This is a genomic window from Ruegeria sp. AB11 (genome assembly GCF_056536325.1).
Genome location: NZ_JBQFJO010000001.1, coordinates 3,093,024 through 3,111,208, shown reverse-complemented (window position 1 = coordinate 3,111,208; position 18,185 = coordinate 3,093,024). Strand labels below are relative to the sequence as shown.

Sequence of the window (18,185 nt, the reverse complement as noted above, 5' to 3'; positions counted from 1 at the left end):
CCATGCAAGATGACGTGATCCTTCAGATATCGAACCTCAGCAAGTCCTTTGGCCCGGTCAAGGCGCTGCGAGGGATCGATTTTGAACTCCGCAAGGGGGAAATCCACGCGATTGCAGGCGAAAACGGTGCAGGCAAGTCGACCCTGATGAACGTGATCGACGGGATTTTGCAGCCGGACAGTGGGCAGATCGTTCTGAACGGCAAAGCAGTCAAAATCTCGTCACCAACGATGGCGCAGCAACTGGGTATCGGTTTCGTTCATCAGGAAATCGCCCTGTGTCCGGATGTGTCGGTGGCCGAGAATATCTTCATGGCCAAGACCAATGTCAGCCGGTCCTGGCTGATGGATTATTGCAAACTGGAACATGACGCCGTGGATGTGTTTCGCCAGCTCAGCGATATCGACCCATCGGTTCTGGTGAAAAACCTCTCGATCTCGAACCAGCAACTGGTTGAGATTGCAAAGGCCTTGACGCTTGATTGCCGCATTCTGATCCTGGATGAACCTACAGCCGCACTCACGGAAACCGAGGCTCAGACCCTTTTTGGGATCATGCGCAATCTGGCGGATCAGGGGATCTCGATCATCTATATTTCGCACCGTATGGTCGAGATATTCGACAATTGCGACCGGGTGTCGGTGTTCCGGGACGGTCAGCATATCGTCACGAACAATGTGGCCGATGTTCAGCCCAGCGATGTGGTCAACGCGATGGTCGGGCGGGTGATCGATAATCTCTACCCCAACAAACAGGAGGTGCCCTCAGATCAGGTCATCCTCGACGTGCGCAGCCTGACCGAAGCGACGCGGTTTCGTGATGTGTCATTCACGCTGAATAAGGTTGAAATTCTGGGTATTGCGGGTCTGATCGGCGCTGGTCGCAGCGAGATCGTCAAGGGCATCTGCCAGCTTGAGGGCGAGGTGACCGGACAAATCTGGCTGAACGGTGAAGAACTGAACCTGCGCAATTACCAGGACAGTATCGCCAAGGGGATGGTGTATTTGTCCGAGGATCGCAAAGGGGATGGGGTGTTCTTGGACCTGCCGATTGCCGCCAACGTCTCGGCTCTGAAGTTGGAACAGGTGGCCAACGGGATCGGTTTGATCCAGTCGGATTCCGAGGAAGCGCAGGCCGAGGCGTTGGGGCGCAAGCTGAACCTCAAGTGCGGGTCGTTGAGTGATCCGGTTTCATCTCTGTCGGGGGGAAATCAGCAAAAGGTGGCGCTGGCCAAGATGCTATCCGTCAATCCACGCCTGATCTTTCTTGATGAACCGACCCGAGGGGTCGATGTGGGCGCGAAATCCGAGATCCACCGCATTCTGCGTGATTTGGCCGAGGACGGCGTGGGAATCGTGGTGATTTCGTCCGAGTTGCCCGAACTGATCGGTGTCTGCGACCGGGTGTTGGTGGTGCGCGAAGGGCGTATCAGCGGGCAAGTCACGGGCGATGAGATGACAGAAGAAAACATCATGCACCTAGCCTCGGTCATGGACGCGCAGGCCTAGGTCGCATGAGCGGAGAGACGAATATGGACAACACCGTAAATCTGGCCCAAGCGGGTGCAACCGACAACACGCCTCTGCTGAAACGCCTGTTTCGGATGCGCGAGACCGGGCTGATCGTCATCATTCTGGCGCTGTTCCTGATTATGTCCTTTGCTTCGCCCTATTTTCTGACCTGGGCCAATATGCGCGCCATGTCGATGGCATTTGCCGTCGATGGCCTGCTGGTGATTGGGATGACGATCCTGCTGATTTCGGGCGGGATCGATCTGTCGGTGGGGTCAGTGACGGCACTGGCGATGGTGATCGCGGGGTGGCTGTTCCTCAGCGGAATTGACCCTTGGGTCGCCTCGGCCATGGCGATTGCGCTGTGTACGGGGATCGGAGCTTTTATGGGGTTCTTCGTGACCAAGGTAGGGCTGCACCATTTCATCGTGTCGCTCGCGATCATGGTGATCGCGCGGGGCGCTTGCCTGCTATTCACCGGAGGGCGACCACTGGGCCTTTATACCCTGCCGCCCGAGTTCAAATTCATCGGGCAGGGCACCATCGGCCCGATCCCGATCGTGATCGTGATCTTTCTAGTCTTCGTAATCGCCTTCGACTTCATGCTGCGCCGGACGACCATGTTCCGCAAAGTGTTCTACACCGGCAGCAACGAGAAAGCCGCCGCCTATTCCGGCATTCGCACCAAAAAGGTGATCTTCCTGACCACTACCCTGTGTTCGACGCTGTGCGGTATCGCGGGCATCATCTACATGGCCCGGTTTGGCTCGGCCCAGCCCACGTTCGGGTTAGGGCTGGAGCTGACCATCATCGCCGCAGCCGTCATCGGCGGGGCCAGCCTGAACGGCGGCTCGGGGTCTATCCTGGGTGCAATCCTCGGCGTGATCCTTCTGTCATTGGTGTCCAGTTCGCTGGCGCTGCTGGACGTGTCGGTCTACTGGCAGGACATCATCCGCGGTTCGATCCTGCTGGCGGCGGTGACCATCGACCACTACCTGAACAAAAGGCGCGGGTGATGGTCGACAAGAAGAATGACTTTGAACTGATCCGGCAGATCCACACTGTCCTGGTCCTGCATTACCTTGAGGGCAAGAAACAGGCCGATATCGCGCGCGACCTGAACCTGTCGAATTCCAAGGTCAATCGCCTGATCACTCAGGGCCGCAAGATGGGCATGGTCAAGATCGACATCGAGAGCCCGTTCGAGACGCTGATGGATATCGAGCGTGGCTTGACCGGCTCGACCAGCCTTTCAGAAGTTATCGTGACGCCATCGGTTGCGGGCAGTGCGGAAACAACTCTGCAGCAAGTCGGTCGCGCAGCCGCAAACCACCTGCTTGAGACATTGCGTGATGGGGATGTCATTGCGATCACCGGGGGTAAAGCGGTCAGTGCCACAGTTGAGGTGCTGCAGGCTGAGCGTGCCTTTGACGTGACCGTTGTACCGCTGACGGGTGGAATTCAGGGCAAGCACTATACAGACGTTAACCATCTGGCGACGCAGATGGCGGATCGGCTGGGCGGTAAATCCATGCTGCTGCACGCGCCGCTGTTCGCCGAAAGCCGCGATCAGCGGGATATGCTGGAACAGGTGTCCTCGATCCGCGAAGTGCTGGACCTCGCCCGTCGCGCCAATGTGGCGCTGGTGGGTGTCGGGTCCATCGAGCCCGAAGGTTCCAGCTACTACGACTTGCATCCAGTGCCCGAGGCAGACCGCAAGATGCTGATGGGCATGGGCGTGATCGGAGAGTTCCTTGCTCATCTGATCCATATCGACGGATCTGTGTCGAATTATGCGCTGAATTCGCGGTTGGTCTCGGTTGCGCCGACCGATCTGACCCCATGCACACGAGTGATCGGTGTTAGTGCGGGGGCACAAAAAGTATTGCCGATCAAGGCGGTGCTGAACGGAAAGTTTCTCAATTCGCTGATCCTGGACGAAGATACAGCGACTGCAGTCATACAGGAAATGGAAGGAACACGAGATGTCGCATGAGATGCTGACTCGCGAAATCGGAGCATCCGGGATCGAAGCCTCGGTCATCGGGCTGGGCACATGGGCCATCGGTGGCTGGATGTGGGGCGGCACGGATGAGGTCAAATCCATCGCCGCCATTCAGGCCTCGGTCGATGCGGGCGTGACACTCATCGACACGGCGCCTGCCTATGGGCAGGGTGTGGCCGAGGATATTGTGGGCAAGGCGCTGAAAAGCCGCCGCGACAAGGTGGTGCTGGCCACCAAATGCGGGCTGGTTTGGCACACGCAAAAGGGCAACCATTTCTTCGACTATGACGGCAAGCCGGTGCATCGCTATCTGGGCAAGGACGCAATTATCTATGAGGTCGAACAAAGCCTGACCCGTCTGGGCACCGACTATATCGACCACTACATCACCCACTGGCAGGACCCGACCACCCCCATCGCTGAGACTATGGAGGCACTGGAGACCCTGAAACAGCAGGGCAAGATCCGGTCCATAGGGGCCAGCAACACCTCGGCAGACGAGGTCAAAGCTTATGTGACCGCCGGTCAGCTGGATGCGATTCAGGAAGAGTATTCGATGGTCAAACGCGACATCGAAGGCACGCTGCTGCCCGTATGTCGTGAGAATGGCGTGTCGGTTCTCAGTTACTCCTCGCTGGCCTTGGGCCTGCTCAGCGGCAAGATCGGGCCGGATCGAGAGTTTACGGGTGACGATCAGCGTAAGGACAATCCACGTTTCTCCATGTCGAACCGGCAGAAAGTGGCGGATCTGATGCAGACCATCGCACCCATTGCCGAAGCGCATGGCGCGACGCTGGCGCAGACGGTCATTGCGTGGACGGTGCAGCAGCCGGGGATCACCTTCTCACTATGCGGCGCGCGCGATGCGGCTCAGGCGGTCGAGAATGCAAAGGCCGGTCAGTTGCGTCTGACCGAGGCCGAGATTGCCGAAATCGACACCCAGGCCCGCGCGCATCTGAGCGATCTGGACAGCTAAGCCCTGAACCCCGCGAGAAACAGGATCACCATGTCAGAACAACGACAACAAAACCTGGCAAATCTGCGCAAAAACGCCGCGTTTGACGTGGTGGTTGTCGGCGGGGGGGTCAACGGCATTGGGGTCTACCGCGAGCTGGCCCTGCAGGGCCTTCGGGTGCTTCTGGTTGAACGGAATGACTTTGCCTCGGGCTGTAGTGCTGCGCCCTCGCGGATGATCCACGGAGGGCTTCGTTATCTGGAGAATGGTGAGTTCGATCTGGTGCGGGAATCCCTGCAGGAACGCGATGCCCTACTTCTGAACGCACCGCATATGGTGCGGCCCTTGCCGACGGTCATTCCAATCACCTCGGTGTTTTCGGGTATGTTCAACGCAGCGGCCAGCTTTGTTGGCTGGCAGGGCAAGCCTTCGAGCCGGGGCGCAGTGCCGATCAAACTGGGCCTGTCGCTTTATGATTGGGTAACGCGCAAGCGGCGCATCCTGCCCAGGCATCATTTCAACAGCGCCGGCCAGACCCGCAAAGACTGGCCCGCTTTGACCCCAAAGGCCACACGCTCGGCGGTGTATTATGATGCACAGATCACCCATCCTGAGCGGCTGTGCGTTGAGATGATCCGCGATGTCGCGGCCGAGGCCTCGGACTGCATCGCGTTGAACTATGCGGAAATGACGCGGGATGACGACAGCTATTCCGTCACCGACCGGCGCAGCGGTGCCACTGTGCCAGTGATGCCGAAAGTGATCGTCAACGCCACCGGAGCGTGGCTTGATGACACGGTCAATGGGCTGGGTGGCCGGGTCAATGAACGGATGGTCTCGGGCACCAAGGGATCGCACCTGATCATCGACAACCCAGCGCTGCACCAGGCGCTTGGCGGTCATATGGTCTATTTTGAAAACACCGACGGGCGCGTCTGCATCGTCTTTCCCTATCAGGGCAAGGTCCTTGCCGGATCAACCGATATCCGCGTCGACAAGGCTGCGCGGGTGCGGTGTGAGCCTGAGGAGTTCGACTATATCTTCGGTTCGCTGCGCCTGGTGTTTCCGGGGGTCGAGATTTCCCCGGATCAGGTGGTGTTTAGCTATAGCGGCATCCGCCCGCTGCCGCGCAGTGATCAGGATTTCACCGGGCGCATCTCGCGCGGGCATGATACGCGGCGGCTGGACGGGGATGTGCCGCAATTCTGCATGGTCGGCGGCAAATGGACCACGTTCCGCGCCTTTGGTGAACAAACCGCAGATGAGGTCATGGCTGAGTTGGAGCACGCACGCCGGGCCTCGACCCTTGGGCTGCCCATTGGCGGCGGTGCGCAATTCCCTGATGATCGTAAGAGCTTGAAATCCCGTCTGGTTGCGGATTTTCGCATCGCACCCGAGCGCGCACATCACCTGATGGAGCACTATGGGACACAAGCGGATGACGTGGCGCAGTTCTGCCAGTCGGTTCAGGACGCACCGCTCACGCAAGGATGCCTCTATACACGCGCCGAAATCATCTGGCTGACGCGCACCGAATATGTCGAGACCCTGTCCGACATCGTACTGCGTCGGACCGCGTTGGCTATCACGGGGCAAATCTCGAACGCGTTGCTGGCACAGCTTGCCGATGTCTTTGCCCATGAGCGCGGCCTTAGCCCGCAAGAAACCAACGATCAAAAACAAGCACTTATTAACGAATTGTCCGAGTTCTATGGCGTCACCGCCGAGGCTCTGGCCGCACGAAACAAGAAACGGAGAACAGAATGCGTGTAAGCACCAAGGCCCGGATGAACCGGATGTTTACCAATGGGGGCTGTCTGGACGTGGCGATTGACCACGGGGTCTGTAATGAGCCCAGCTTCATGGTTGGGCTTGAGGATATGGCCAGTGTCATGGACACGCTCATAGTGGCCAAGCCGGACGCGATCCAGTGCGCCTATGGGCAGGCGGATCTGCTGCAATCGCGGCCCGAAAAGGACAAGCCCGCGCTGGTCATGCGGATCGACATGGGCAACCCCTATAACGATCAGCGCCATCGGGTCATGTGGTCGATGCTGCAAAACGCCGACGAGCCGATCATCGGCGCGCTTGAGATGGATGCGGCCGCCGTAGTGGTGAACCTGTTCATGCTACCTGATGAGCCCGAGCTGTTCCGTCAATGCGTCGAAAACATCAGCAAGGTGCGCGCGGCCTGCCACAAATATGGCATGCCGCTGATGATCGAACCTCTGGTCATGCTGCCCAATGATGTGCGTGGCGGTTATCAGGTGGATGGCAATGCTGAAAAGATCGTGACGCTGGTGCGACTGGCCTCGGAAATGGGGGCGGACATCATCAAGGCCGACCCCACAGAAAACCCCGAGGACTTTCATCGCGTGATCGAGGCCGCGCGCGTGCCGGTTCTGGTCCGTGGCGGTGGCAAGGAAGATCTCAAGAACGTGCTAATGAAGTCCGCGGCCCTTATGGCACAAGGCGCGCAGGGGATGGTTTATGGCCGCAATATCTATCAGCACGACAACCCCAAGGCGGTTGTGGCGGCGCTGATGGCGATGATCCACAATGGCGCCAGTGGCGAAGAAGCGTGGGATATCTATAACCGTGGCTAAGGACGGGTATATTCTGGGGCTGGATGCGGGGAATACGGTCATCAAGGCCGTGCTCTTCGATCTGCAGGGCCGCCCCGTGGCGATGCAGGCGCTCGACGGTCAATCCTCGACCCCTCAGCCTGGGCATGTGGAACGCGACCTGAATGAGCTATGGTCCAATGCCCGGCAGGTGATCGCCGGATGCATCGGAAAGGCCGGGGTTGCGCCCGATCAGATCATCGGTGTGGGCTGCGCGGGCCATGGCAACGGGCTTTATCTGCTGGACAAGGCAGGCAAACCTTTGGTGGGCATCCAGTCTCTGGATACCCGCGCCGCCGGATTAGCCGAGGAACTGTCCGAAGCCGCAGGCGACGCGCTGCATGCGCGGTGCCTGCAGAAACCGTGGCCGTCCCAGACGCCAGTCTTACTGGCCTGGATCAAACGCCACCGGCCCGATGTCTATGCGCAAACCGGCAAGGTCATGCTGTGCAAGGATTTCATCACCTACAAACTGACGGGTGAACGGGTCAGTGAGATCTCAGACATGTCCGGTTGTGGCCTGACGCAAATGCCGGATTGTACCTATGATGACGGGTTGCTGGCGCTCTACGGCCTTGGCGATGCGCGCGATATGCTGCCGCGCCTGATCGACCCGGCGGAGATTGCCGGAACCGTCAGCGCCGAGGCCGCGAACGCAACCGGTCTGACCGCAGGTACGCCTGTGATCGGCGGCTATTTCGACGTAGTTTCCAGCGCAATGGGGTCAGGCGTTGTCCGCTCCGGAGAGGCCTCGATCATCGCAGGGACGTGGAGCATCAATCAGGTTTTCTCGGATACGCCGGCGGTTAATGACGATCTGTTCATGGTCTCGGGCTTCGGACCAGACCGCTTCGTGAATATCGAGGCCAGCGCCACCTCGGCGGCTAATCTAGAATGGTATGTGCGTGAATTTGTCGAACGCGGCGCGCATCACGATGACCCGTTCGGATATTGCAATGTCAAAGTGGCCGAGGTCACGCCCGCAGCGGATGATCCGTTTTTCCACCCGTTCCTCTATGGCTCGGGGCAGGGGGCGTCATTCCGGGGCGGGTTCTATGGCGTTGCCGGCTGGCATGGCGAAGGTCATATACTGCGGGCCTTGTTCGAAGGCGTGCTTTTCGAGCATCGCCGACACATCGAAGTTCTGAAATCCGCAGAGGTCAGTTTCGATCGGGCGGTTCTGTCCGGTGGCGGATCGCGCAGCCCGGTCTGGCCGCAGATGTTCGCCGATTGCCTCGGCGTTCCGATTTACGTGGCCGAAGCGCAGGAAACCGGAGCCTTGGGTGCGGCCATCGGGGTTTCGGTCGCCACAGGCACCTACGGATCGTACGAAGAGGCCATCACCCAAATGACCCGCCGCAAGTCCGAGTTCCAGCCGGACACCGAAATGCAAGCGCACTACGACGCCCGGTATGCGCAGTATCTCGCGCTGATCAAGGCGATGCGCGGGTTTTGGGACTCTGCTCAGGCAGCAATCGAAAGGTAAGCAAATGAAAGCTGTGGGTTTTTTGAAATCACTACCAATTGAAGCACAGGATAGCCTGTTGGATGTGGACCTTCCCGAACCGGAGGTGCTGCCCAACGATCTTCTGGTGGAGATTGAGGCGATCTCGGTCAACCCCGCAGATGCCAAACGCCGCATCCGCACCGCAGCGGAGCAGGACCATGCGGAGCCGTTCATTCTGGGATATGACGCTGTTGGCATTGTTCGCGATAAAGGGCCCGAAGTTACGGGTTTCACCAAGGGCGACCGGGTTTGGTATGCAGGCGATGCCAATCGCGCCGGGTCCTATGCTGCGTTTCAGGCGGTCGATCATCGGATAGCGTCACATGCGCCGTCCTCGGTCAGCCCGGCGGCAGCGGCGTCATTGCCCTTGGTCTCGCTGACCGCGTGGGAGATGCTGTTTGACCGGCTGCAAGTGCCGACAAACGAGGCGCCTTCCAGTCTGTTGGTAATCGGCGGGGCCGGAGGGGTCGGATCGATCACCATGCAACTGGCGCGCAAGCTGACCGGTCTGCATCTGATCGCAACCGCCTCGCGCCAGGAAACGGAAGACTGGTGCCGGGATATGGGCGCGCATCAGGTGGTCAACCACCGCGATCTGATTGCCGAGGTACGGGCGGCGGGACACGAAACCGTAAGCTATATCACTCAATATGCCGACACGGCGCAGCATTGGGACGCCATGTGCGAGTTGATCGCGCCGCAGGGCCGGATTGGCACCATCGTCGAGACCCCTGAAAAGCTGGACATTTCAGCCCTGCAAGGAAAGTCTGCTGCGCTGATGTGGGAATTGATGTTCACCCGATCTCTGTTCAGTACCGCGGATATGGCGCGGCAGGGGCAGATATTGGCCCGGGTTGCCCGCCTGGTCGATGACGGGATCATCCGCACGACCGAGCAGAAAACGCTGCACGGCTTGTCTGCGGCTACGTTGAAAAAGGCACATGCGATCATTGAAACCGGTCGCATGATCGGCAAGCTTGTCGTCGCGTACTAACCAGAAAGACCAGGAATTCATGACCGACGCGCGGAAACTTGATGGGGATTACGACTATGTCATCGTTGGCGCGGGCACCGCGGGTTGCGTTCTGGCTAATCGCCTGACCGAGGATCCCAAGACGCGGGTCCTGCTGCTTGAGGCCGGCGGATCCGACAACTACCACTGGGTTCATATTCCGGTGGGCTACCTCTATTGCATTGGCAATCCGCGCACGGACTGGATGATGAAAACCGCGCCTGAGCCGGGGCTGAACGGGCGCTCTCTGGTGTATCCAAGGGGCAAGGTTCTGGGCGGATGCACCTCGGTCAACGGCATGATCTACATGCGCGGGCAGGCGGCGGATTACGATCACTGGCGGCAGCTGGGGAATACAGGCTGGGGTTGGGATGACGTGTTACCCTATTTCCTGAAGTCAGAGGACCACCACGCCGGTGACAGTGACATGCACGGTAGCGGAGGCGAATGGAAGGTTTCAAAGCAGCGGCTTCAATGGGACATCCTGAAAGCGGTCCAAGAAGGGGCCAAGGAGTTCGGCATCCTGCCGCGCGCGGATTTCAACGACGGCAGCAACGAGGGTACAGGGTTTTTTGAAGTCAACCAGCAAAACGGTGTGCGCTGGAACACGACCAAAGGCTTCCTGCGACCGGCGATGAAACGTCCAAATCTGCGGGTGTTGACCCACGCGGAAACCGAAACTCTGCTATTTGACGGCAAACAGGTTACGGGCGTGCGTTATGTTCGTAAGGGCACGCGGTATGATGCTTTTGCCGGCGCCGAGGTTTTGCTGGCGGCTGGGGCAATCAACTCACCCAAGATTTTGGAACTGTCGGGTGTGGGACGCGGCGATGTGCTGGCCGAACATGGCATCGCTTTGCACCACGAAAGCCCTGGCGTCGGTGAGAACCTGCAAGACCATCTGCAGATCCGAACAGTTTTCAAGGTCCAAAACGCAAAGACGTTGAATACTATGGCGAACTCGTTGGTTGGCAAAGCCAAGATCGCACTGCAGTACGGGTTGACGCAATCAGGGCCCATGTCGATGGCCCCCAGTCAGTTCGGAATGTTCACAAAATCGAACCCTGATCTGGCCACGCCCGATCTGGAATATCACGTACAGCCCCTGTCGACGGACAAACTGGGCGACCCGCTGCATCCTTTCCCGGCCATCACCGTCTCGGTCTGCAATCTGCGCCCTGAAAGCATCGGAACCTGCCATATTCAGGGGGCGGAGACCAAGGTTCAGCCCCATATTCGCCTGAACTACCTGTCGACCGACAATGACAAGCAGGTCGCCGCGAAATCCGTGCGACAGGCGCGGATGATCATGACGGCAAAGGCGCTGGAACCCTATCAGCCCGAAGAAATCCTGCCGGGTCCGGCGATGGAATCCGAGGAGGATTTGGTGAAAGGCGTGGGGGATATTGCCACCACGATTTTCCACCCCGTCGGCACCTGCAAGATGGGCTCGGATGCCTCAGCCGTAGTGGGAATAGACCTTCGGGTGCATGGGCTTGATGGATTGCGTGTGGTTGATGCGTCGATCATGCCCAAGATTGTCTCGGGCAATACGGCCTCACCTGTTGTGATGATCGCTGAAAAAGCGGCGGATATGATCCGCAAGAGAGCTTGAAATATGAACGAGATTGTAATCATCGCACGCATCATTCCGGAGGACGGTCAGTCAGATTTAGTGCGAGCCGCCATCGAGGAATTGGCATTTGCCAGCCGTGAGGAGGCAGGCAACAAAGGCAATGATGTGTTCGTTTCACCCTACCGAAGGTCAGAGTTTCTGATCCGCGAGATTTGGTCTGGCGCTCAGGCGATCATCAATCACGGGCGCATGTCACACATGGTCCGGTTCAAGGAGGCCGTAAACGGAAAGGCCCAAATTTCCGTTCAAAAGTTGGCGAAGCTTTAAGCGCTGCGGGATTCGTGTTTTCGATTTTTCGCAGAGTTTCAGAAAGGTTTTTCTCTCTTTTTCTAACCGGATTTCAGAGAGTCCGTTCGTCTGCCGAGTGCTTGAGTTCACTTGGATAAAATATTTATTATTATCAGTGTATTGCGGGATCATTAGGCTGATCTAGAACGTCAATTTTTTTCATTGAAGAGTCGTCAAGAAAGTTGACTCAGCAAGAGGAAGTGATAATAATAACACTTACTGCAATAAATTTCAGTCTCGGTTCCTGAGGAGAGGTGCTGGCTGGGATCGCGGCTCCGTAGCGCACCGCTCCGGATCGACCGCACTCTGGAGAAAACAAAAGGGAAGAGAGAAATATGCAGCGGAGGAATGTACTAAAGGCGGGCCTGCTGGCAACGACACTGACGTTTGTAGGTGGGGCAGGGGCATTTGCCGAGGATGGCAAGCGGATCGCGTTCTTTGTGTCTGACTTGTCGAACGTGTTTCACCAGTCTCAGGCGGCTGAAGCAGAGCGCTATGCCAAGGAAAAATACGGGGCCGAGGTTGTGGTGTTTGACGGGCAGGCGGATTCTGCCGTGATGACCCAGAATGTCGATCAGGTTGTTGCGGGTGGTTTCGATGCCGCCACATTGCATATTTGGGATGCCGAGGCCGCGACGCCCGGCGTTGAAGACGCGCTGGCCGATGATGTCGTGATGACTTCGTTCTTCAGCCCAATTACCGATACCGGCATCCCGACCGCGCGCAGTGACGAGGCGGCGGTGTCTTTCGAGATGGGCGCGCAGATGGCGAAAGCTTGGAAAGAGGCGCATCCCGACAAGCCCATCGTGATGGTGCAGTTGGGTTGGCCGAACCATACCGAGGTGAATTCGGGCCGGACCGCGCCTTTTGCCGAAGGAGTACTGTCGGTTGACCCGGATGCGGAAAATCTGGGCGCGCTGGATTCGAGCAAGGGTCAGGAAGCTGCGAAACAGATCATCGTGGACCTGCTGACGCAGCGGCCCGAAGTAAACTTGATTTACTCTGAGGCCTCTAACTTGACCGTTGGCACAATGGCCGGTCTGGCGCAACTAGGGCGCGGTAAGTTCGACAACGGAAAGCCTCTGACCGAAATCGTGGCGAGCGTCGACTTTGACTCGGTCGAGTTCGACCAGGTCTATGACCCGAATTCCAGCCTCAAAGTCTCGATGGGTCTGCCGCCGGTTGAAACCGCACAAGGCCGCATTGACCTGATCATGGATGTGCTTGATGGTAAGGTTCAGCCAACCTCGGACACTGCTGAAGAATTCTTCTACAAGGCCTACACCGTGTCCTACTGGTCGATGCCGAAAGAAGAGGCCGAACAGTGGTTGAAAGATCAGTTCGGCAGCTGACCGGCTGATCTGTCATTCGTCCAACATCGGGATCTGCGTATGGGTCCCGGTGTTGGTGGCAAAACAATCAAACTTGGATAAGCTGACATCAAGGCGCGGCCATTTTGCGCCTTCTGGAACGGCGCGGGCAAAAAGGGGATGATCGTGCAGAATGCTTTTGCCGAAAACGCGCAGGAAAAAGCACTATCTGTCAGAGAGTTGACCAAGGACTATCCTGGCGTGCGGGCTGTGGATACCGTGTCTTTCGACATTGAACGCAACACCGTGCATTGCCTTGTCGGCGAGAACGGGGCCGGAAAATCGACCATTGTAAAGATGCTGACCGGCGCGCTGGCCCCGACCAGCGGTTCGATGGCCATTCTGGGTCAGAGTTTTGAGCCGAACAGCACGCAGGACGCCCGCGAAAGCGGTGTGGGGACGCTGTTTCAGGAACTGCATGTGGTCGATCAGCTGACCGTTCTTGAGAACCTGACCTTGGGGATGGAGGCCAGCCGGTTTGGCTTTTTAGTCAAGTCCAACCTTGAAGATCGTGTCGTCGAAACCCTTGCCGCGATAGAACCGACGATTGACCCCAAAGCGCGTGTTTCATCGCTGAGTGTGGCGCAGAAACAGATTGTCGAGATTGCCCGCGCGGCCTCTTCCGGGGCTAGTATTATCATTATGGATGAACCCACCGCTGCCTTGTCGGAGCGCGAGGTTGAACGGCTTTTTGGGGTCATCCGCCGCCTGCGGGACTCGGATGTGACGGTCATCTATATCTCGCATAAATTGGATGAGATTTTTGAGCTGGGCGATAACGTTACCGTCCTGCGCGATGGCAAGCACATCGCTACAAAACCTCTGGCAGACGTGAATGGTCGCCCAGAGTTGATCGAGATGATGGTCGGCCGTGCGATTACCCACGAATATGAACCGCGTGGTGAGATCGCGGGTAAACCGGTTTTGACGGTCAAGGGGCTGACCAACCACCTGCTGAAAGACGTGTCTTTTCACGTGAAAGGGGGTGAGATCGTCGGCTTTTACGGTCTGGTCGGCGCAGGTAAGACCGAGGTTGCGCGTGCCATCTATGGGGCCGACAAAGCCGACGGGCAGATCGATTTCAAGGGCCGCAAACGTGCGGCTTCTCCCAAGGAGGCTATCGCCACAGGCATCGCTCTGGTGCCCGAGGAGAGGCGTACGCAGGGTCTGTTCACCGAACTCACGATCCGGCGCAACATTCCGATCATGAACATCCGTAAACTGGCCAGTTTCGGCGTTTTTCAGGATGAGCGTGAGAAAGAAGTCGCCCGCGAATATGTCGGCAAGCTGGGGATCGCAACGAATTCGATTGAGAAATATGCCGAGAAACTCTCGGGCGGGAACCAGCAAAAGGTGGTCCTGTCGAAATGCCTGTTTGCAGATGCGGATATGCTGTTGCTCGACGAACCCACACGCGGCGTCGATGTGGGCGCGAAATCCGAAATCTACGACCTGATCCGCGATCTGGCCAACAATGGCCGAGCGATCTGCATCTTTTCATCCGAACTCGAAGAGGTGCTGGGTATCTGCGACCGGGTATTCCTGATGTACGACGGGCGCATCCAGGCTGAAATCAAGAACGGGACAGAGGTCGACATCCAGCATATCCTGAATGTTGTAACCGGCGGGGGCGGTGAAAACAAATGACCGATCAGGCAGTTGCAGGCCGCAGGCTGGCCAAACAGGACAACAGGCTGAGCGATGAGATGTTCATCACGTCTCTGGTGGCCGGGGCCGCTGTGGCGTTGTTCCTGCTGGCGTCCATTCTGGTGCCGAATTTCTTTCAGTTTCAGAATGTTGTGAATCTGGTGACAAACAACTGGGCGGTGATCTCGCTGGGCGTTGGGGTCACGTTCCTGCTGGTCTCGGGCAATTTCGACCTGTCGGTCGGAGGTATCGTGGCGCTGTCCGGCGTGCTGGCTGTGTGGTTCGCGCAGGCGACGGATGGGGCCAACGCGCTGTCTTCGGGCTGGGGAATGCCCACGTGGCTGGCAATGGTCTGCGCGCTGATCGGCGCGATGTCGATCGGAGCCGTCAACGCCGCCTTTGTGGTCGCGCTGCGGGTGCCGTCGATCATTGTCACGCTGGGCACGATGATGCTGGCGCGCGGGATCGCTCAGGTGGTCACGCAAGGTTCGCAACGCAACACCAACCTGCCGGCGGATTTCGGGACATTGGGGAACATGACCATGTTCGGCACCTCGATCAAACTGCCGGTGGTGCTAATGGCGACCCTGATCCTTGTGGCGGTGTTTGTCGAACGTAAGACCGTCTTCGGGCGGCTAACCTATCTGATCGGCGCCAACCCCGTCGCCTCGCGCCTGTCGGGGGTCGACAATGCGCGCCATGTCGTCAAGCTATACCTGTTCAGCGCTGTGATGGCTGGGGGGGTGGGTATCCTGCTGGCGTCCGAGTTCAAATCCGGGTTCTCGAACCGCGGCACATTGATGGAGTTTGACGCGCTGGTGATCTCATTGCTGGGCGGTGTTGCAATCGCGGGTGGGTTCGGCTCTGTCATCGGAATGTTCTTTGGCGCGATCATTCTTGCGACAGTGACCTCGGCGGCCACTGGGTTGGTGCTGTCGCCAGACTGGCAATTCACTCTAAAAGCCATCGCCGTGTTCATCGCGATCATGGCCCAGACTTGGGCCTTGGCCCGGAGGCACGCGGGATGACTGATTTGACCCAATCCCCACATTCCGGTGACCGGCTAAAACGGTTCCTGAAAGACTACTACATCTATTTGGTCCTGATCCTTGTGGTCGTAGTGCTCAGCACCGCCAATCTGGACAAGTTCCCGCTGTTCGAGCGCGGCAACTTCCTGAGTGAGCGCAATATCATCAACATCCTGCGCGTTTCGGCCCCGATCCTGACGCTTGCAGGGGCGTTCACGCTGCTGATGATCTCGGGCTATATTGACCTTTCCGTGGGTAGCGCCATGAGCCTAAGCGCGGTGGTCTATGCCCTGTTGGCCATCAACGGTGTACCCTTTGTGCCTGCCTTTCTGGCAACAGTTTTGGTCGGTGTTCTGTTGGGTGCGATCAACGGCTTTCTTGTGATCCGATTAAAGATTACGCCGGTGATCGCCACGCTGATCACACTGAGTCTCTATAAAGGTATCGCACTATTGTTGGTCGAAGATGGCGTTTCGGCCATCAAATCCGGCGGAGGGTTGAAAATGCCGGGTTGGTTTAACGACTATGGTCGCGATGGCGTCTTTTTGGGTCTGCCTTGGGCATTCTGGGTCGCCATTTTGGTCACGATCGCAATGATCGTCGCGCAGGATCGGATGAAGTTGGGGAAATACGCGGCAGCGACTGGGGGCAATCCAATGGCGGCGAAATTGTCGGGCATCGATACAGCGCGGACCGTGATCATCCTTTACGTGCTGGTTGGCATCTGCGCTGCATTGGCTGGGATCGCACGGTCCAGCTTTATGTCGCTGGGCGATCCATTGTCAGGTGACGGAATGGAGCTAACCGCTATACTTGTAGTTCTGTTGGGTGGTACTGCCTTCAGTGGCGGTGAAGGGCGTGTTCTGAAGTCCTTTATTGGGGCTCTGATAATTATGTCGCTAACCGTCGGAATGTTGACACTGGTGCCCGCCTATTTCCAAACTCTTGTAGTGGGAGCCGCGTTGTTGCTGGCAGCGGCGTCGAACCATTTGGTGAGCAGAAAGGACAGTGAAAGTTGAACGCAAGCGGACCTGACCCAAAAACCCTGCGCCTGATCGCACGTGTCCTGACCCTGCATTTTCAAGAAGGTCAATTGCAGGCCGAGATCGCAAAAAATCTAAGGTTGTCGACTGCAAAAGTTAACCGGCTTATCAAGCAGGGCCGCGAAATGGGTATGGTCGAATTTCGTATTCACAGCCCGTTTCAGCGGTTGTTCAATCTGGAAAACCAACTGAAACAGCGATGGTCCGGTGTTGAATTTCTTGTGGTCGATACCGTCACCGAGAATGCGGGTACCACGCTGGATTTGGTCGGTAAGGCGGCAGCTCAGCATCTTCAGGACATCGTGAAAGAGGACGATGTCATCGCAATTTCGGGAGGCAAAGCCCTGAGCGTTGTTGCCAATCACCTCCAACCTCAAGGAGCTACGTCGAACATTGTCATACCAATGACGGGCGGTGTTCAGGGACAGCACTATACAGACGTAAACCATCTGGCAACGCGCATTGCAGATGGGCTTGGCGGTACGGCAACTCTTATCCACATACCATTGCACGCAGATACCAAGGAAGAGCGCGACATGCTCCTGTCGGTCCGTGCGGTCAGCGATGTGCTCAATCAGGCACGGAACGCAAATGTCTCGTTATTGGGGCTGGGTGCAGTAACCGATGAGGACGCGACCTACTACAAAGCTCATCCGTTGTCTGAAGAGGAACGGGTAAAGCTGTACAACAGCGGAGTTAGGGCTGAACTGCTCGGGCATCTGGTCGATTGTGAAGGAGAGTTGTGCAGTAGTGCGCTTAACTCCAGACTTGTCAGCCTACCGCTTTTAGACGCCAAGTTGGTTCCGATACGAATTGGCGTAGCGAGCGGTAAAGAGAAAGTTGAACCGATCTTAGCTGCATTAAATGGCCAACATATTAACACTTTGGTGGTTGATGAGGTAACGGCCCAATCAGCATTGGATAGTGTGAAGAATGGATAGCATCTCTGCTTCACCCAGCTCTTCTGAGTGACTGTATTGCTCTTAGGCAGATCTGACTGGGTTTATAAGACCTAACAGCTCTAGATCGCAGACGCGTGAGATGCGCTGGTGCAGATGCTTGGGCAACGGATCCGCTTTGCCTCTCTCAATTTCCTCGAGAAACTTCAAAAAAAGCGGTGCAATATATAACCTTTTTGCACGTTTCAACGCGACGCCGTTGTTTGGTCGCCCGAACCTAGGGGGTGCCTCAATTTAGCACGTACTTGCTCGATCTGTTAATCCTGATGCTCAATTGATTATAGAAAGTAACTCTCAGGGTGCAGGTGGGCGGCTAAAGTACTGATGCATTTAGACATTTTGAGCGAACAGCCCCATGAGATTTGGGTGGGTAGATGATCTATAAGTTGTGCGCTGGACGGAAAAACTTATAAAATACAAAGATTTAACAAAAAATGGAGGCGAGTACCACAAGGTGACCGTCGTCGCATTTCGTCGCATTTCGTTTAATTTCAGAAACTTGTCTAAGACCTCTTGTCCGCTCTCGTCGCATGAAATAGCACTGTGTCACTTTTTCTTGGATGGGTAGGAGAGGGATAGAGTTTTGAGGCCCCGTAAATC

At 57.2% G+C, this 18,185-nt stretch carries 15 protein-coding genes; all 15 read left to right on the top strand.

Annotated elements, in window-relative coordinates; translation table 11 throughout:
- Positions 1-2 precede the first annotated feature (2 nt).
- The 15 genes from ACR3EJ_RS15570 (at position 3) to ACR3EJ_RS15500 (ending at position 17,567) form a co-directional block, all read left to right on the top strand.
- A complete protein-coding gene (locus ACR3EJ_RS15570; protein ID WP_170538833.1) occupies positions 3-1,508 on the top strand; it encodes a sugar ABC transporter ATP-binding protein in 1,506 nt (501 codons plus the stop codon).
- A 23-nt stretch (positions 1,509-1,531) separates the two neighbouring features.
- Complete coding sequence (locus tag ACR3EJ_RS15565; RefSeq protein ID WP_170538835.1) at positions 1,532-2,527, top strand: ABC transporter permease; 996 nt, start codon at positions 1,532-1,534, stop codon at positions 2,525-2,527.
- Positions 2,527-3,507 (top strand): sugar-binding transcriptional regulator, encoded by a 981-nt coding sequence (locus tag ACR3EJ_RS15560; protein ID WP_170538837.1) that lies wholly within the window; start codon positions 2,527-2,529, stop codon positions 3,505-3,507. Before ACR3EJ_RS15565 ends, ACR3EJ_RS15560 begins: the two co-directional genes overlap by 1 nt.
- On the top strand, positions 3,497-4,492 hold the full coding sequence (locus tag ACR3EJ_RS15555; RefSeq protein WP_170538839.1) for an aldo/keto reductase: 996 nt from the start codon (positions 3,497-3,499) through the stop codon (positions 4,490-4,492). The genes ACR3EJ_RS15560 and ACR3EJ_RS15555 overlap by 11 nt, the downstream gene beginning before the upstream one ends.
- A 30-nt stretch (positions 4,493-4,522) precedes the next feature.
- Positions 4,523-6,244 (top strand): glycerol-3-phosphate dehydrogenase/oxidase, encoded by a 1,722-nt coding sequence (locus ACR3EJ_RS15550; RefSeq protein ID WP_170538841.1) that lies wholly within the window; start codon positions 4,523-4,525, stop codon positions 6,242-6,244.
- Positions 6,235-7,077 (top strand): class I fructose-bisphosphate aldolase, encoded by an 843-nt coding sequence (locus ACR3EJ_RS15545; protein ID WP_170538843.1) that lies wholly within the window; start codon positions 6,235-6,237, stop codon positions 7,075-7,077. Before ACR3EJ_RS15550 ends, ACR3EJ_RS15545 begins: the two co-directional genes overlap by 10 nt.
- Complete coding sequence (locus ACR3EJ_RS15540; RefSeq protein ID WP_480423096.1) at positions 7,070-8,581, top strand: FGGY-family carbohydrate kinase; 1,512 nt, start codon at positions 7,070-7,072, stop codon at positions 8,579-8,581. The genes ACR3EJ_RS15545 and ACR3EJ_RS15540 overlap by 8 nt, the downstream gene beginning before the upstream one ends.
- A gap of 4 nt (positions 8,582-8,585) precedes the next feature.
- Complete coding sequence (locus ACR3EJ_RS15535; protein ID WP_170538849.1) at positions 8,586-9,596, top strand: zinc-binding alcohol dehydrogenase family protein; 1,011 nt, start codon at positions 8,586-8,588, stop codon at positions 9,594-9,596.
- 19 nt (positions 9,597-9,615) lie between these two features.
- Complete coding sequence (locus ACR3EJ_RS15530; protein ID WP_170538851.1) at positions 9,616-11,229, top strand: GMC family oxidoreductase N-terminal domain-containing protein; 1,614 nt, start codon at positions 9,616-9,618, stop codon at positions 11,227-11,229.
- A gap of 3 nt (positions 11,230-11,232) precedes the next feature.
- On the top strand, positions 11,233-11,517 hold the full coding sequence (locus ACR3EJ_RS15525; protein WP_480423093.1) for a putative quinol monooxygenase: 285 nt from the start codon (positions 11,233-11,235) through the stop codon (positions 11,515-11,517).
- Positions 11,518-11,873: 356 nt separating this feature from the next.
- The gene (locus ACR3EJ_RS15520; RefSeq protein WP_170538855.1) at positions 11,874-12,890 is read left to right on the top strand and encodes a substrate-binding domain-containing protein; all 1,017 of its coding nucleotides are present in this window, start codon (positions 11,874-11,876) and stop codon (positions 12,888-12,890) included.
- 144 nt (positions 12,891-13,034) lie between these two features.
- Positions 13,035-14,555, top strand: a complete 1,521-nt coding sequence (locus tag ACR3EJ_RS15515) for a sugar ABC transporter ATP-binding protein (RefSeq protein ID WP_480423091.1) — start codon at positions 13,035-13,037, stop codon at positions 14,553-14,555.
- The gene (locus ACR3EJ_RS15510) at positions 14,552-15,583 is read left to right on the top strand and encodes an ABC transporter permease (RefSeq protein WP_170538859.1); all 1,032 of its coding nucleotides are present in this window, start codon (positions 14,552-14,554) and stop codon (positions 15,581-15,583) included. The genes ACR3EJ_RS15515 and ACR3EJ_RS15510 overlap by 4 nt, the downstream gene beginning before the upstream one ends.
- Positions 15,580-16,602 carry an ABC transporter permease gene (locus tag ACR3EJ_RS15505; RefSeq protein WP_170538860.1) on the top strand — a complete coding sequence of 341 codons (1,023 nt, stop codon included), beginning with the start codon at positions 15,580-15,582 and terminating at the stop codon, positions 16,600-16,602. The genes ACR3EJ_RS15510 and ACR3EJ_RS15505 overlap by 4 nt, the downstream gene beginning before the upstream one ends.
- Positions 16,599-17,567 carry a sugar-binding transcriptional regulator gene (locus ACR3EJ_RS15500; RefSeq protein ID WP_170538862.1) on the top strand — a complete coding sequence of 323 codons (969 nt, stop codon included), beginning with the start codon at positions 16,599-16,601 and terminating at the stop codon, positions 17,565-17,567. Before ACR3EJ_RS15505 ends, ACR3EJ_RS15500 begins: the two co-directional genes overlap by 4 nt.
- Positions 17,568-18,185 lie beyond the last annotated feature (618 nt).

Excerpts from the sequence above, each read along its gene's own strand:
- ACR3EJ_RS15570 (WP_170538833.1), top strand. The coding sequence starts at position 3 with ATGCAAGATGACGTGATCCTTCAGATATCGAACCTCAGCAAGTCCTTT.
- ACR3EJ_RS15565 (WP_170538835.1), top strand. The coding sequence starts at position 1,532 with ATGGACAACACCGTAAATCTGGCCCAAGCGGGTGCAACCGACAACACG.
- ACR3EJ_RS15560 (WP_170538837.1), top strand. The coding sequence starts at position 2,527 with ATGGTCGACAAGAAGAATGACTTTGAACTGATCCGGCAGATCCACACT.
- ACR3EJ_RS15555 (WP_170538839.1), top strand. The coding sequence starts at position 3,497 with ATGTCGCATGAGATGCTGACTCGCGAAATCGGAGCATCCGGGATCGAA.
- ACR3EJ_RS15550 (WP_170538841.1), top strand. The coding sequence starts at position 4,523 with ATGTCAGAACAACGACAACAAAACCTGGCAAATCTGCGCAAAAACGCC.
- ACR3EJ_RS15545 (WP_170538843.1), top strand. The coding sequence starts at position 6,235 with ATGCGTGTAAGCACCAAGGCCCGGATGAACCGGATGTTTACCAATGGG.
- ACR3EJ_RS15535 (WP_170538849.1), top strand. The coding sequence starts at position 8,586 with ATGAAAGCTGTGGGTTTTTTGAAATCACTACCAATTGAAGCACAGGAT.
- ACR3EJ_RS15530 (WP_170538851.1), top strand. The coding sequence starts at position 9,616 with ATGACCGACGCGCGGAAACTTGATGGGGATTACGACTATGTCATCGTT.
- ACR3EJ_RS15525 (WP_480423093.1), top strand. The coding sequence starts at position 11,233 with ATGAACGAGATTGTAATCATCGCACGCATCATTCCGGAGGACGGTCAG.
- ACR3EJ_RS15520 (WP_170538855.1), top strand. The coding sequence starts at position 11,874 with ATGCAGCGGAGGAATGTACTAAAGGCGGGCCTGCTGGCAACGACACTG.
- ACR3EJ_RS15510 (WP_170538859.1), top strand. The coding sequence starts at position 14,552 with ATGACCGATCAGGCAGTTGCAGGCCGCAGGCTGGCCAAACAGGACAAC.
- ACR3EJ_RS15505 (WP_170538860.1), top strand. The coding sequence starts at position 15,580 with ATGACTGATTTGACCCAATCCCCACATTCCGGTGACCGGCTAAAACGG.